At 67.7% G+C, this 13,335-nt stretch carries 12 protein-coding genes; 9 read left to right on the top strand and 3 right to left on the bottom strand.

All coding sequences use genetic code 11. The features are described 5' to 3' along the window. Positions 1–137 precede the first annotated feature (137 nt). The 8 genes from sucD to lpdA all read left to right on the top strand — a co-directional run bounded on the left by sucD (position 138) and on the right by lpdA (position 9,671). Positions 138–1,040 (top strand): succinate--CoA ligase subunit alpha, encoded by a 903-nt coding sequence (sucD, locus tag ACZLZY_RS22715; protein WP_472936340.1) that lies wholly within the window; start codon positions 138–140, stop codon positions 1,038–1,040. Positions 1,041–1,321: 281 nt separating this feature from the next. Beyond that, the gene (locus tag ACZLZY_RS22710) at positions 1,322–4,342 is read left to right on the top strand and encodes a 2-oxoglutarate dehydrogenase E1 component (RefSeq protein WP_472936339.1); all 3,021 of its coding nucleotides are present in this window, start codon (positions 1,322–1,324) and stop codon (positions 4,340–4,342) included. A gap of 70 nt (positions 4,343–4,412) precedes the next feature. Continuing rightward, entirely contained in the window at positions 4,413–5,666 is a 1,254-nt protein-coding gene (odhB, locus tag ACZLZY_RS22705) for a 2-oxoglutarate dehydrogenase complex dihydrolipoyllysine-residue succinyltransferase (protein WP_472936338.1), read from the top strand. A 151-nt stretch (positions 5,667–5,817) separates the two neighbouring features. After that, positions 5,818–6,426, top strand: coding sequence for a LysE family translocator (locus tag ACZLZY_RS22700; RefSeq protein WP_472936415.1), 609 nt, complete (start codon positions 5,818–5,820; stop codon positions 6,424–6,426). Continuing rightward, positions 6,419–7,180 carry an SDR family oxidoreductase gene (locus ACZLZY_RS22695; protein WP_472936337.1) on the top strand — a complete coding sequence of 254 codons (762 nt, stop codon included), beginning with the start codon at positions 6,419–6,421 and terminating at the stop codon, positions 7,178–7,180. The genes ACZLZY_RS22700 and ACZLZY_RS22695 overlap by 8 nt, the downstream gene beginning before the upstream one ends. A gap of 59 nt (positions 7,181–7,239) precedes the next feature. After that, entirely contained in the window at positions 7,240–7,764 is a 525-nt protein-coding gene (locus ACZLZY_RS22690; protein WP_472936336.1) for a hypothetical protein, read from the top strand. A 46-nt stretch (positions 7,765–7,810) separates the two neighbouring features. After that, entirely contained in the window at positions 7,811–8,212 is a 402-nt protein-coding gene (locus ACZLZY_RS22685) for an MAPEG family protein (protein WP_472936335.1), read from the top strand. A 43-nt stretch (positions 8,213–8,255) separates the two neighbouring features. Beyond that, positions 8,256–9,671, top strand: a complete 1,416-nt coding sequence (gene lpdA / locus ACZLZY_RS22680; protein ID WP_472936334.1) for a dihydrolipoyl dehydrogenase — start codon at positions 8,256–8,258, stop codon at positions 9,669–9,671. Between the two features lie 114 nt (positions 9,672–9,785). Here lpdA and ACZLZY_RS22675 read toward each other — a convergent pair whose 3' ends face one another. The 3 genes from ACZLZY_RS22675 to ACZLZY_RS22665 form a co-directional block, all read right to left on the bottom strand. Next, complete coding sequence (locus ACZLZY_RS22675; RefSeq protein ID WP_472936333.1) at positions 9,786–9,938, bottom strand: hypothetical protein; 153 nt, start codon at positions 9,936–9,938, stop codon at positions 9,786–9,788. A gap of 140 nt (positions 9,939–10,078) precedes the next feature. Next, a complete protein-coding gene (locus ACZLZY_RS22670; RefSeq protein WP_472936332.1) occupies positions 10,079–11,143 on the bottom strand; it encodes a TraB/GumN family protein in 1,065 nt (354 codons plus the stop codon). 184 nt (positions 11,144–11,327) lie between these two features. Next, on the bottom strand, positions 11,328–12,272 hold the full coding sequence (locus tag ACZLZY_RS22665) for a tyrosine recombinase XerC (protein WP_472936331.1): 945 nt from the start codon (positions 12,270–12,272) through the stop codon (positions 11,328–11,330). A 249-nt stretch (positions 12,273–12,521) separates the two neighbouring features. Between ACZLZY_RS22665 and ACZLZY_RS22660 the strand changes: the two genes are divergently transcribed. Further along, entirely contained in the window at positions 12,522–12,956 is a 435-nt protein-coding gene (locus tag ACZLZY_RS22660) for an OsmC family protein (RefSeq protein ID WP_472936330.1), read from the top strand. Positions 12,957–13,335: the final 379 nt, after the last annotated feature.

Raw genomic sequence — 13,335 nt, 5'->3', positions numbered from 1 at the left:
AAGGCCGGGATGACGATATCGAAGGAAGCGGGTTCGCGACCATCGCGGCCGCTTCCTTCGCAGGAAATGGCAGACTTTGGCGCTGAAGCGCTTCGTTCAATTCTCGGCCCCAGCGCCGTTCAAATTCAGGAAACTTCATGTCCATTCTCGTCGACAAGAACACCAAGGTCATCGTCCAGGGCCTGACCGGCAAGACCGGCACCTTCCACACCGAGCAGGCGCTGGCCTATCACGGCACGCAGATGGTCGGCGGCACGCACCCGAAGAAGGGCGGCGAGACCTGGACGGGATCGAAGGGCGAGACGCTGCCGATCTTCACCTCGGTCGCCGAAGCTCGCGACAAGACCGGCGCCAACGCCTCGGTGATCTACGTGCCGCCGGCCGGCGCTGCCGCGGCGATCCTCGAGGCGATCGAGGCCGAGATCCCGCTGATCGTCTGCATCACCGAGGGCATTCCGGTGATGGACATGGTTAAGGTCAAGGCGCGGCTCGACGCGTCCTCGTCGCGGCTGATCGGTCCCAACTGCCCGGGCGTGATGACCCCCGACCAGTGCAAGATCGGCATCATGCCGGGCAATATCTTCAAGAAGGGCAATGTCGGCATCGTTTCCCGCTCGGGAACGCTTACCTATGAGGCGGTCTTCCAGACCACGAACGCAGGCCTCGGCCAGACCACGGCCGTCGGCATTGGCGGCGACCCGGTGAAGGGCACCGAGTTCATCGACATGCTGGAGATGTTCCTCGCCGACGACGAGACGCAGTCGATCATCATGATTGGCGAGATCGGCGGCTCTGCCGAGGAAGAGGCGGCGCAGTTCATCGCCGACGAGGCGAAGAAGGGCCGCAAGAAGCCGATGGTCGGCTTCATCGCCGGCCGCACCGCGCCTGCCGGCCGCACCATGGGCCATGCCGGCGCCGTGGTCTCCGGCGGCAAGGGCGGCGCCGAGGACAAGATCGCGGCGATGGAAGCGGCGGGCATCCGCGTGTCGCCGTCGCCCGCCCGTCTCGGCACGACGCTGGTCGAGCTTCTCAAGGGCTGACCTCGCCCGCGGCGCTCGGCGCTGCGGCTGGGAACGGTCAGTCCAGGGAAAGGCGGTTGCGGCAAAAGCCGCACACGTTTTCCGGGAAAGCCGGCAAAACGCCCGATTGTCGGGCGAGAGACACGTGTAGGGCGCCGGGTCGATCAGAGCCGGCGCTTGAGTGAACGGCGGAGAGCGGGAGGCACGAGGCCGATCCCCGTCCGCGATGACGGTCAAATCCTCCCCGTCTCCGATGACGGGTCAAATCCAAGGAGACGGCGCTTCCGGGCGCCGCGGCACAGATGGCACGCAACGAAGCGAACGAAACTCTCGCGCTGACGTCCTTCCTCTACGGCGGCAACGCCGACTATATCGAGGACCTCTACGCCCGCTACGAGAACGATGCGGCGTCCGTGCCGCCGGAATGGTCGGATTTCTTCGGTTCGCTGAAGGAGGACAAGGCGACCGTTCTGAAGAACGCCGAGGGCGCCTCCTGGACCAAGGCCAACTGGCCGATCGCCGCCAATGGCGAGCTGGTGTCGGCCCTCGACGGCAACTGGCCGGCGACGCCGCCCGCCAAGGGCGCCAAGCCCGCAGCGCCTGCCAAGAGCGCGGACAAGGCTGGCGACAAGCCGGCGCCGACGGCCGAGGCTGGTCTCAGCCAGGCCGCCGTGCTGCAGGCAACGCGCGATTCGACCCGCGCGCTGATGCTGATCCGCGCCTTCCGGGTGCGCGGCCATCTCCATGCCAAGCTCGACCCGCTCGGCATCGCCGCCCCGCTCGACGACGACTACAACGAGCTGTCGCCGAAGGCCTACGGCTTCACCGAGGCGGACTACGACCGCAAGATCTTCATCGACAACGTGCTGGGCATGGAGTTCGCCACGCTCCGGCAGATCGTCGACATCCTGACGCGCACCTATTGCTCGACGCTCGGCTTCGAGTTCATGCACATCTCGAACCCCGTCGAGAAGGCCTGGCTGCAGGAGCGCATCGAGGGACCGGACAAGGGCGTCGCCTTCACCCCCGAGGGCAAGCGCGCCATTCTCAACAAGCTGATCGAGGCCGAGGGCTTCGAGAAGTTCATCGACGTCAAGTACAAGGGCACCAAGCGCTTCGGCCTCGACGGCGGTGAATCGCTGATCCCGGCGCTCGAGCAGATCATCAAGCGCGGCGGCCAGCTGGGCATGAAGGAGATCATCCTCGGCATGGCCCATCGCGGCCGGCTGAACGTGCTCTCCCAGGTGATGGCGAAACCCCACCGCGCGATCTTCCACGAATTCTCCGGCGGCTCCTACAAGCCGGAGGACGTCGAGGGCTCGGGCGACGTGAAGTACCATCTCGGTGCCTCGTCGGACCGCGAGTTCGACCAGAACAAGGTGCACCTGTCGCTCACCGCCAACCCCTCGCATCTCGAGATCGTCAACCCGGTCGTGCTCGGCAAGGCGCGCGCCAAGCAGGACGCGCTGGTCGGTCGTACCCGCACCGAGATCGTGCCGCTGGAAGTGCGCCGCCAGGTCATGCCGCTGCTGATCCACGGCGATGCGGCCTTTGCCGGCCAAGGCGTCGTCGCCGAGTGCTTCGGCCTGTCAGGCCTGCGCGGCCACCGCGTCGGCGGCTCCGTGCACTTCATCATCAACAACCAGATCGGCTTCACGACGAACCCGCGCCTGTCGCGCTCGTCGCCCTATCCGTCCGATGTCGCGAAGATGGTCGAGGCGCCGATCTTCCACGTCAACGGCGATGATCCGGAGGCGGTGGTCTACGCCGCCAAGGTCGCGACCGAATTTCGCATGCAGTTCCACAAGCCGGTGGTCGTGGACATGTTCTGCTACCGCCGCTTCGGCCACAACGAGGGCGACGAGCCGGGCTTCACCCAGCCGATCATGTACAAGTCGATCCGCAGCCATGCGACGACGCTCGAAATCTACGCCAAGAAGCTGGTGGAAGAGGGCGTGCTGAGCCAGGAGGACGTCGACTCCCGCAAGGCTGAATGGCGCCAGCACCTCGAGGAAGAGCACGAGGCCGGGCAGAGCTATAACCCGAACAAGGCCGACTGGCTGGACGGCGCCTGGTCGGGGCTTCGCCGCGCCGAGCAGGAAGACGAGCCGCGCCGCGGCGTCACCGGCGTGCCGCTGAAGACGCTGAAGGACATCGGCAAGAAGCTGTCGGAGGTTCCCGAGAACTTCAACGTCCACAAGACCATCCAGCGCTTCCTCGACAACCGCTCCAAGGCGATCGAGTCGGGCGAGGGCATCGACTGGGCGACCGCCGAGGCGCTGGCTTTCGGCACGCTCGTCACCGACGGCTCGCCGGTCCGGCTGTCCGGTCAGGATTCCGAGCGCGGCACGTTCTCACAGCGCCATTCGGTGCTCTACGACCAGAACGACGAGACGCGCTACGTGCCGCTGGCGAACCTTGCCAAGGGCCAGGCGATCTACGAGGTCATCAACTCGATGCTCTCGGAAGAGGCGGTGCTCGGCTTCGAGTACGGCTACTCGCTGGCCGAGCCGAACGCGCTGACGCTCTGGGAGGCCCAGTTCGGCGACTTCGTGAACGGCGCCCAGGTGGTCATCGACCAGTTCATCTCGTCGGGCGAGGCCAAGTGGCTGCGCATGTCCGGCCTCGTGATGCTCCTGCCGCACGGCTATGAGGGCCAGGGACCGGAGCACTCCTCCGCCCGCCTCGAGCGGTTCCTGCAGCAGTGCGCGCAGGACAACATGCAGGTCGCCAACGTCACGACGCCGGCGAACTACTTCCACATCCTGCGCCGACAGATGAAGCGCGACTTCCGCAAGCCGCTGATCCTGATGACGCCGAAGTCGCTGTTGCGGCACAAGCGGGCGATCTCGGACCTGTCGGAAATGTCGGGCGAGACCTCGTTCCACCGCCTGCTCTGGGACGATGCGGAAATGAAAAAGGACGGGCCGATCAAGCTCGTCAAGGACGCCAAGATGCGGCGCGTCGTGATCTCCACGGGCAAGGTCTATTACGACCTGTTCGAGGAGCGCGAGAAGCGCGGCATCGACGATATCTACCTGCTCCGGCTCGAGCAGCTCTACCCGTTCCCGGCCAAGGCGCTGATCGGCGAGCTCTCGCGCTTCAAGCAGGCGGAGATCGTCTGGTGCCAGGAGGAGCCCAAGAACATGGGTGCCTGGTCCTTCGTCGACCCCTATCTCGAATGGGTGCTGGAGCACATCGGCGCCGACAAGCGCCGGGCGCGCTATGCCGGTCGCCCGGCGGCGGCCTCGCCTGCCGCCGGCACGATGTCGAAGCACCTGTCGCAGCTCGAAGCCTTCCTGGAAGACGCGCTCGGCAACTGAGCCGGGTGCCCCTCTGCCTCACCGTCTACCGCGGAACCCTCCCGCCAAAATCTCGAGAGATCGAACACCGATGAGCACCGAAATCAAAGTCCCGACGCTGGGCGAGTCCGTCACCGAAGCCACGATCGGCCAATGGTTCAAGAAGGTCGGCGACAGCGTGGCGCAGGACGAGACGATCGCCGAGCTCGAAACCGACAAGGTGACGATCGAAGTGCCGGCACCTGCCGCCGGCATTCTCGAGAACATCGCGGTCGCCGAGGGCGAGACCGTCGCCGTCGGTGGCGTGCTTGGCTCGATCGGCGAGGGCACCGGCGCGGCGCCCGCGCCCGCCGAGGCCAAGCCTGCTGCTCCGGCCGCTGCCGCCCCGGCTGCAGCCGCAGCCGCCCCGGCACCGGCACCGGCAGCCCCTGCCGCTGCACCCGCCCCAGCTGCCGCCGGTGGCATGCCCGCGGCCCCGTCGGCGCAGAAGCTGATGACCGAGAACAACCTCACCGACGTCGACGGCTCGGGCAAGCGCGGTCAGGTGCTGAAGGGCGACGTGCTCGCCGCCATCGCCCGCGGCCCCGCGGCCGCTGCCGAGAAGGCCCCGGCCGCCCCGCGTGCCGCCTCGTCGGCGAGCGAGGAGAGCCGGGAGGAGCGGGTGAAGATGACCCGCCTGCGCCAGACCATTGCCCGCCGCCTGAAGGACGCGCAGGACACGGCGGCGATGCTCACCACCTTCAACGAGGTCGACATGACCGCGGTGATGGAGCTGCGCAAGAAGTACAAGGACCTGTTCGAGAAAAAGCACGGCGTGAAGCTTGGCTTCATGGGCTTCTTCACCAAGGCGGTCTGCCATGCGTTGAAAGAGATCCCGGCTGTCAACGCCGAGATCGACGGCACCGATCTCATCTACAAGCAGTATGCCCATATCGGCGTCGCCGTCGGCACGGAGAAGGGCCTCGTCGTGCCGGTGGTGCGCGATGCCGACCAAATGACCATCGCCGAGATCGAGAAGGAAATCGGCCGCCTCGGCCTGATGGCTCGCGACGGCAAGCTCGGCGTCTCCGACATGCAGGGCGGCACGTTCACCATCTCGAACGGCGGCGTCTACGGCTCGCTGATGTCGACGCCGATCCTCAACGCGCCGCAGTCCGGCATCCTCGGCATGCACAAGATCCAGGAGCGCCCGGTGGCGATCAACGGCCAGGTGGTGATCCGGCCGATGATGTACCTGGCGCTGAGCTACGACCACCGCATCGTCGACGGCAAGGAGGCGGTGACCTTCCTCGTCCGCGTCAAGGACAGCCTGGAAGATCCCGAGCGCCTCGTCCTCGACCTCTGATCGCCCCATCGGGCCGTGGTCCGGACGGACCGCGGCCCGATGACCGTCTGGCCGGCCTTTTTGCCAGGGGACGGCGGCGAGCCTCAGTCTCGTCCGCCTGTGAGCTGAAGGAACCGCGTTGAGCCCCTATGTCGTCGAACTCGCCACGCTGATGGCCGTGTTCTCCGTGGTCATCGTGGTGCCCGGCGCCGATCTCGCGCTCGTCATGCGCCAGTCGATCACCCACGGGCGGCGGGCGGCGATCCTCACGAGCTTGGGCCTCGGCGCCTCGCTGCTGTTCCACGTGACCTACACGATCCTCGGGATCGGTCTCATCGTCTCGCAGTCGATCATCGCCTTCAACATCGTGAAATGGTGCGGCGCTGCCTACCTCCTCTACCTCGGCTATCGCTCGCTAAAGGACGCGAACCAGCCGATCTGTGCCGTCGACAGTGGTACAGAGGCGCGCGAGCCGATCTCCGACGTCCGCGCCTTCGCGATGGGCTTCGTGACCAATGCCCTCAACCCGAAAGCCGTCGTGTTCTTCCTGTCGCTGTTTTCATCGCTGATCAGCCTCCAGACGCCCGTCGCGGTGAAGGCGGGCTACGGGCTGGTGATGGCGAGCGCCTTGGTCCTCTGGTTTATCGGCGTCTCGCTGTTCTTCACCATCCCCGCCGTGCGCGACCGCTTCCTGCGGGCCGGGCGCTGGATCATGCGCGTCACCGGCTTTGTCTTCATCGGCCTTGGGCTGAAGCTGGCGACGGAGAAGATGCATGGTTGATCGCGGCGTTGTCATCGTCACCGGTGGATCGCGGGGCATCGGCGCGGCGGTCTGCCGTCTTGCAGGTGCTGCCGGCTATACCGTCGTGGTGAACTATGCCAGCCGCCGGGATGCGGCCGATGCCGTGGTCGCCGAGATCGAGGCGGCGGGCGGCAAGGCTGTGGCGGTCGCGGGCGATGTCGGCGTCGAGGCCGACGTGCTGGCGATCTTCGCCGCGGCCGATGCCCTCGGGACGCTCACGGCGCTGGTCAACAATGCCGGCGTCGTCGACCTTCCCTCGGCGGTCGCCGACATTTCGCTCGCGCGACTGGAGCGGATGTTCCGGATCAACGTCATCGGCAGTTTCCTCTGCGCCCGCGAGGCGGCACGGCGCATGTCGCTGTCGCGGGGCGGACAGGGCGGCGCGATCGTCAACCTCTCCTCGGCCGCCGCCAAGCTCGGTGCGCCCGGCCTCTTCGTCGACTATGCCGCCGCCAAGGGCGCGATCGACACGTTCACGGTCGGGCTCGCCCGCGAGCTCGCGGCCGACGGGGTGCGGGTCAACGCGGTGCGCCCCGGCATCATCGAGACCGACATCCACGTCTCCGGCGGCACGCCGGACCGCGTGGCCGAGATGACGCCGCAGCTGCCGATGAAACGGCCGGGGACGGCCGAGGAGGTCGCGAAGGCGGTGATGTGGCTGGTGTCGGACGAGGCGTCCTATTCCACCGGCGCGATCCTCGACGTCTCCGGCGGCCGCGCGGTTCTGCCATGAGCGGGGCAAGCGATGGTGGTGCTCGGCACGTGACGGCCGGGATAGGGAACGGAAGATCGATGCGCAGTGACCAGAAGGCGGCCATGCCGCAGAGGCTTTTGCGGATCATCGCGGCCGCGCTGCTCGTCGGCGCCGCCGTGCCGGCCTTCGCCCAGGACGAACCGGACTACCGTGACGACCGCTCGACTCCGGAGTCCGTCGTCGAATCGCTCTACAATGCCGTCACGCGAAAGGAATTCCTGCGGGCGCATTCCTATTTCCAGGCCAATGCCGAGGTGCCGCCGCTGGACGCCTTCGCCAAGGGCTATGCCGATACGGCCCGCGTCCGCGTTCGCCCGGGCAAGGCGACCGGCGACGGTGCGGCCGGCTCGATCTTCTACTCACTGCCAGTGGTGGTGGAATCGGTCTCGACAGCGGGGAAGGCGACCGTCTTCACCGGCTGCTACGAGCTGCGCCTGGTGCAGCCGGCAGTCCAGGCCCTGCCGCCGTTCCAGCCGCTCGGCATCGTCAAGGGCAAGCTGTCGGAGACGACGGCGTCCTTTGCCGATGCGCGCGGACAATGCGCCGCGGACGGTCTCGAATGACTCGCCACCCGACCTCGCTTGCCCGCTCCACCCGAAGGATCTTGCCATGACCGCTCCCTTGCCGATCGAACTCGTGATCCTCGCGCTGTCGGTCCTGCTGCTCTTCGTCCACATCGGCCTGCAAGGCATGCTGGCGACGCGCGAGCGTGGCAGCGCCTGGAACGCGGGGCCGCGCGACGGCGAGATGCCGAAACTCAGCCCGCTGGCGGGCCGCGCCGAGCGGGCGCTGTCGAATTTCAACGAGACGTATCCGGCCTTCATCGCCGCGGTCCTCATCGTCGTGATCTCCGGGCGGACCGGCGGCTGGTCGGCGTTCGGCGTCTGGCTCTGGCTCGTCGCGCGGCTCGGCTATATCCCGCTCTATCTCGCCGGCATCCCTTATATCCGCAGCCTCGCCTGGGTCGCCTCGGCCGTCGGCATCCTTCTCGTCCTCGCGGAACTCCTCTGAGATCCCCATATCCCGTCCATCATCGTGAACTGAAGAGAACATCATGTCTGACACCCTCTACGACCTCGTCGTCATCGGCTCGGGCCCCGGCGGCTACGTCGCGGCGATCAAGGCGGCCCAGCTCGGCCTGAAGGTCGCGGTCGTCGAGAAGCGCAAGACCTATGGCGGCACCTGCCTCAACGTCGGCTGCATTCCGTCGAAAGCCTTGCTGCACGCCTCGGAAATGTTCGAGGAGGCCGGCCACTCCTTCGCCTCGCTTGGCATCCAGGTCTCGCCGGTGCTCGACCTGCCGACCATGCTCGGCCACAAGGACAAGACGGTGAAGGCCAATGTCGACGGCATCGCCTTCCTGTTCAAGAAGAACAAGATCGACGGCATCTTCGGCACCGGGCGCATCGTCGATGCCGGCAGCGTCGAGGTGACCGCCGAGGACGGCGCTAAGCGGACGCTCGCCACCAAGGCGATCTGCATCGCGACCGGCTCGACGGTCGCCGGCATTCCCGGCGTCGACGTCGCCTTCGACACCACGACCATCGTCTCCTCCGACCATGCGATCGCGCTCGAGAAGGTGCCGGCGAAGATGGTCGTCGTCGGCGGCGGCGTGATCGGCGTCGAGCTCGGCTCGGTCTGGTCGCGGCTGGGTGCCGAGGTGACGGTCGTCGAGTATCTCGGCAAGCTCCTGGGCTCGATGGACGGCGAGATCTCCAACCAGTTCCAGAAGCTCCTGGCCAAGCAGGGCATGGCCTTCAAGATGGGGGCAAAGGTCACCGCGGTCGAGAAGACCGGGACCGGCGCCCGCGTCACGTTCGAACCGGTGGCCGGCGGCGCGGCCGAGACGATCGAGGCCGACGTCGTGCTGGTGGCAACCGGCCGCAAGCCGTTCACCGAGGGGCTCGGCCTCGAGGCGGTCGGCGTCGCGCTCGACAAAGCGGGCCGCGTCGAGATCGACGCGCATTTCCGCACCAACGTGCCCGGCATCTACGCCATCGGCGACGTGGTGAAGGGGCCGATGCTCGCGCACAAGGCCGAGGACGAGGGCGTCGCGCTCGCCGAAATCCTCGTTGGCCAGGCCGGCCACGTGAACTACGGCGTCATTCCGGCCGTCGTCTACACCGCGCCGGAAGTCGCCTCGATCGGGCGCACCGAGGAGGAGCTGAAGGCCGACGGCGTCGACTACAAGGTCGGCAAGTTCTCCTTCACCGCCAATGGCCGCGCCCGCGCCATGCAGCACACCGACGGCTTCGTGAAGGTGCTCGCCGACAAGGCCACCGACAAGGTGCTGGGCGTCCACATCCTCGGCTTCAGTGCCGGCGACATGATCCACGAGGCGGCGGTGCTGATGGAGTTCGGCGGCTCGTCCGAGGATCTCGCCCGCACCAGCCACGCCCATCCGACGCTGTCGGAAGCGGTGCGCGAGGCGGCCTTCGCCGCCTTCTCCGGCAAGCCCATCCACGCCTGAACCCTTTGGGGTTCCGCTGATAGCAAGAAGGCCCGGGAGGCAATCCCGGGCCTTCTCGCGTTTTGGGGGTGGTCGGCGTCTGGCGATTGGCCGGTGAGCGCCGTGCGCTTTCGCTCAGCCCTTGTCCGGGGTCGCCACGCTGCTTGAGGCGGTGGTGACGGGCTTGGCGGTCGAGGCGGTGTTGTGCCCGGGGCAGTCGGCGAAGGCCGCACCGGCAAGGCTTGCCGTGAGGCCGAGGGCCAGGGCGGCGGATACGAGGGATTTCATCGCGTCTCTCCTGTTGCCGTTACGCCAGCGAGTATGAACGCGTGCTGCCGCAGCGCAATCGGCGCTAAGTCACGATCTGGTGCACGCGCCGCGCACCTTGCCGACCGCCGGCATCCCTCTGTGCTCCAGAGCATGGCAGGTCAGTCGAGGCGCTCGACGGTGAAGCCGGCCTGCCGCAGCAGCGCGACGAGGCCTTGCTCGCCCGGCAGGTGCAAGGCGCCGACCGCCACCATCGTGCCGCCCTTGGCGAGGATCGGCTGCAGCCGTTCGGCCATCACATGGTTGCGCCGGGTGACGATGCGCTCCTCGAACGCCGTGTTGCCGGCAATCATCTCGGCCGTCATGCTGCCTGCCGGCATCGCGGCATCCGACAGCGGCGTGATGAGGGCGATGTGGCCGGCGAGATAGAGCTCGGTCATCGTCTCGAAGATCGCCGGCAGCTGGTCCTTCACCGCGAGCGTGGCAAGGAGGTTGTCGACCTGCAGCCCAATCGGCAGCGAGGCCATCGCCTCCAACTGCTCGCTCGCTTTTTCCAGCCCGAGCACCGGCTTGCCGGCGGCCTTCGCCTGTTGCGCCAGGCTGAGGTCGAGCGGTGCGGCGCCCGCCGCCAGCCGCGCCGTCTCGCAGGCGGGCATCATGATGCCGGCGGCAAAGAACCAGGGCTGCAGCGTCTCGATGGCCTGCAGCGGGATGCCGGCTGTGTCGAGGGCGGCGGTCAGCGTCGTGCGCTGGGCCGGGCTGATGTAGTCGCCGAGCCTTTTGCCCGCCGGCAGGTTGATGAGATCGGTGCGCGCGAGCACCGCGAGCTCCGCGGCAGCGCCGCCGAGAATGTCGGTGGTCTCGATGACCAGCGTTTCCGCCGCATCGAAGCCGGCCTTGGCGGGAGCCGGCAGCGCGAGGATGCGGGGATCGCTGAGATGCATGGTGCCGAACAGCGTGGAATCGGCGATGCCCTCCTTCTGCAGCCGGTAGACACGGCCCTCGCCGTTCGGCACCGCGGCGGCGATTTTCGCTTGTTCGTCATAGACGCCCGAGGCGCGAAAGCCCGGCAGGAGGCTCGTCGCCGTGCAGGCGGGATTACCGTCCGGCGCCGCCCTTGCGGGCGCGCCGACGAGGAGGAGGAGCGATGCGAACGCCGCGGGCACCAGCGCCCGCCAGAGCGTCGACAGGGCGGCCTGCGCCGGCGGGGGAGGGCAAGCGGACATGTCGGGCTCCATTGGCGCGGGACGTTTCGGAAAGGGCGCCTCGCGCCAAGACCTACCGCGCGAAAGCGACCGCGGGAAGGCGTGGGAGGTCGGGCTATCGGGACGCGCCCGGGGTTCAGTTGGCCCGCATATCCGACGCGCCGGTGGATCGACGCGTCCCTCCCGCCTGCCAGCGGCTGAGGGGTCAGCCGCGGCGCGCGCGCGGATGGGCGCTCTCGTAGACCGTCATCAGCCGGTCCCGGTCGACCGCGGTATAGTGCTGGGTGGTGGACAGGCTGGCATGGCCGAGGAGGTCCTGGATGGTCCGCAGGTCGCCGCCGGCGGCAAGGAGGTGCGTCGCGAAGGAATGGCGTAGCGCGTGCGGCGTCGCCGTGTCCGGCAGGCCGAGCGCGCCGCGCAGCTTCTGCATCTCGCGCTGGATGATCTGCGGGCGGAGCGGGCCGCCGCGGTGGCCGCGGAACAGCGGCGCCTCGGCGGAGAGGGCGTAGGGACAAAGGCGGCGGTACTCGGCGGCGGCGGCGAGCACCGCCGGCAGCAGCGGCACCAGCCGCGTCTTGCCGCCCTTGCCGCTCACCGGCATCGACCGGGCGCCGGGATCGCACAGTGCATCGCCCGGCAGGTCCAGCGCCTCGGAGATGCGCAGCCCGCAGCCGTAGAGAAGCGTCAGCACCGCGACATTGCGGGCGGAGATCCACGGCAAGGTGCCGAGCGCGCCGCCGTCTTCCGCCACCGACAAGGCGTCGGTCACGCTCAGCGGCCGCGGCAGGTTCTTCGCCTGTTTGGGCGCGCGCATCGCCATGGCGCCGGCGGTGGAGGCGAGGCCCTTGCGCTCGAGATGCCGCAGGAAGGAGCGAAGCCCCGCAAGGGCCCGGCCCATCGTCTTGGCGCCCGCGCCGTCGCGCCGCCGTGTGGCGAGGAAGGCGCGAAGGTCGGCAGGCCGGAGGTCTTCGAGGTCGGCGAGCTGCGCCGGGCGGCCGTGATAGGCGGTGAGAAAGGACAGGAACTGCCGGACATCGCGCTCATAGGCCTCGAGTGTGTTCTCGGCCGAGCGCCGCTCGTCCGCCAGCACCGTCAGCCAGCCGGCCTTTTCCGCGAGCACGGTGGGGGAGGCAAAGACGAGGAGGGACATGCGGGGATCTCCGGGTGCGGGCGGAACGCGCGGGCCTTCGGCAGCATCGCCGATCATCGTCTCCAGGAGGTTACCGGAGAAAGGCGCCCGCGTACGCCGGACATCGGCCAAATCTGCCGTTGCCGGAAAGGGGACGCTCCCCGCGACGGCGAACCCCCTCGGAATCGTCCGGCCGGCCCCTAGCTGAAAGGCCATGCCCGCATCTGGCGGGCGAGACCGCGGCTTCGGTCGCCATGAAAGGATTACGCCATGAAACGTCACGCAACCGCCATCTGGCACGGCGCCCTCTCCGACGGGAAGGGCGAGATCACCACCCAGTCGGGCGCGCTCGAGCACCACGGCTATTCCTTCAAGGGCCGCTTTGAGGACGAATCGGGCAAGTCGGGCACCAATCCCGAGGAGCTTCTGGCCGCCGCCCATGCCGGCTGCTTCGCCATGCAGCTCTCGCACATGCTGGCCGAGCACGGCACGCCGGCTGCGACGCTCACCGCCAAGGGCGTCGTGACCGTCGACCCCGCCGGTGGGGGCTTTGCCATCAGCTCGAGCAAGCTGACGCTCGAAGCCGACGTCCCTGGGCTCGACGACGCGGCGTTCCAGAAGCTGGCCACAGCCGCCAAGGACAGCTGCCCGCTGTCGAAGGCGCTCGGCGCCATCGAGATTTCGCTGGATGCCAAGCTCGTCTGATCAGGTCCTTCGGCTGCTGTGAGACGCAAGACAGGCCGCCGAAGCGTCGCGTAGGGCCAATAGGAATGCGGGAAGGAGTGGGGGCCCGCTGTGTCGCGCGGGTCCCCGCGACAAAGAAGGGGTCTGATGGCAAGAGCTACCTCCTGCCTTTTGGACATGCAGGATGCCCTCGGAATACGCACGGCATGCGCATTCCTTCAGCTTGAAATCGCTGACGAAAACGCCTTTGGGACGGCCTTCGAAGAGTGGTTCCCAGCGGAGGTGACGGCGCGGTGACGACAGCAGCCCCTGCGGGGCAGGGGTTAGCGGACTTTTCAGAAAAGTTTCGTCCCGTCGCAGATTTGTTGAAAACGGTCGTTGACAGTTCGAGAGGGCGTGG

The sequence above is a fragment of the Mesocryomonas lacus genome, from assembly GCF_055730135.2.
This window is presented reverse-complemented; position numbering and strand designations above follow the sequence as displayed.

What these genes read in the sequence shown, in the direction of transcription:
- lpdA (WP_472936334.1), top strand. Translation starts at nt 8,256, where the DNA reads ATGTCTGACACCCTCTACGACCTCGTCGTCATCGGCTCGGGCCCCGGC.
- odhB (WP_472936338.1), top strand. Translation starts at nt 4,413, where the DNA reads ATGAGCACCGAAATCAAAGTCCCGACGCTGGGCGAGTCCGTCACCGAA.
- ACZLZY_RS22660 (WP_472936330.1), top strand. Translation starts at nt 12,522, where the DNA reads ATGAAACGTCACGCAACCGCCATCTGGCACGGCGCCCTCTCCGACGGG.
- ACZLZY_RS22685 (WP_472936335.1), top strand. Translation starts at nt 7,811, where the DNA reads ATGACCGCTCCCTTGCCGATCGAACTCGTGATCCTCGCGCTGTCGGTC.
- ACZLZY_RS22710 (WP_472936339.1), top strand. Translation starts at nt 1,322, where the DNA reads ATGGCACGCAACGAAGCGAACGAAACTCTCGCGCTGACGTCCTTCCTC.
- sucD (WP_472936340.1), top strand. Translation starts at nt 138, where the DNA reads ATGTCCATTCTCGTCGACAAGAACACCAAGGTCATCGTCCAGGGCCTG.
- ACZLZY_RS22675 (WP_472936333.1), bottom strand. Translation starts at nt 9,938, where the DNA reads ATGAAATCCCTCGTATCCGCCGCCCTGGCCCTCGGCCTCACGGCAAGC.
- ACZLZY_RS22690 (WP_472936336.1), top strand. Translation starts at nt 7,240, where the DNA reads ATGCGCAGTGACCAGAAGGCGGCCATGCCGCAGAGGCTTTTGCGGATC.
- ACZLZY_RS22700 (WP_472936415.1), top strand. Translation starts at nt 5,818, where the DNA reads ATGGCCGTGTTCTCCGTGGTCATCGTGGTGCCCGGCGCCGATCTCGCG.
- ACZLZY_RS22670 (WP_472936332.1), bottom strand. Translation starts at nt 11,143, where the DNA reads ATGTCCGCTTGCCCTCCCCCGCCGGCGCAGGCCGCCCTGTCGACGCTC.
- ACZLZY_RS22665 (WP_472936331.1), bottom strand. Translation starts at nt 12,272, where the DNA reads ATGTCCCTCCTCGTCTTTGCCTCCCCCACCGTGCTCGCGGAAAAGGCC.
- ACZLZY_RS22695 (WP_472936337.1), top strand. Translation starts at nt 6,419, where the DNA reads ATGGTTGATCGCGGCGTTGTCATCGTCACCGGTGGATCGCGGGGCATC.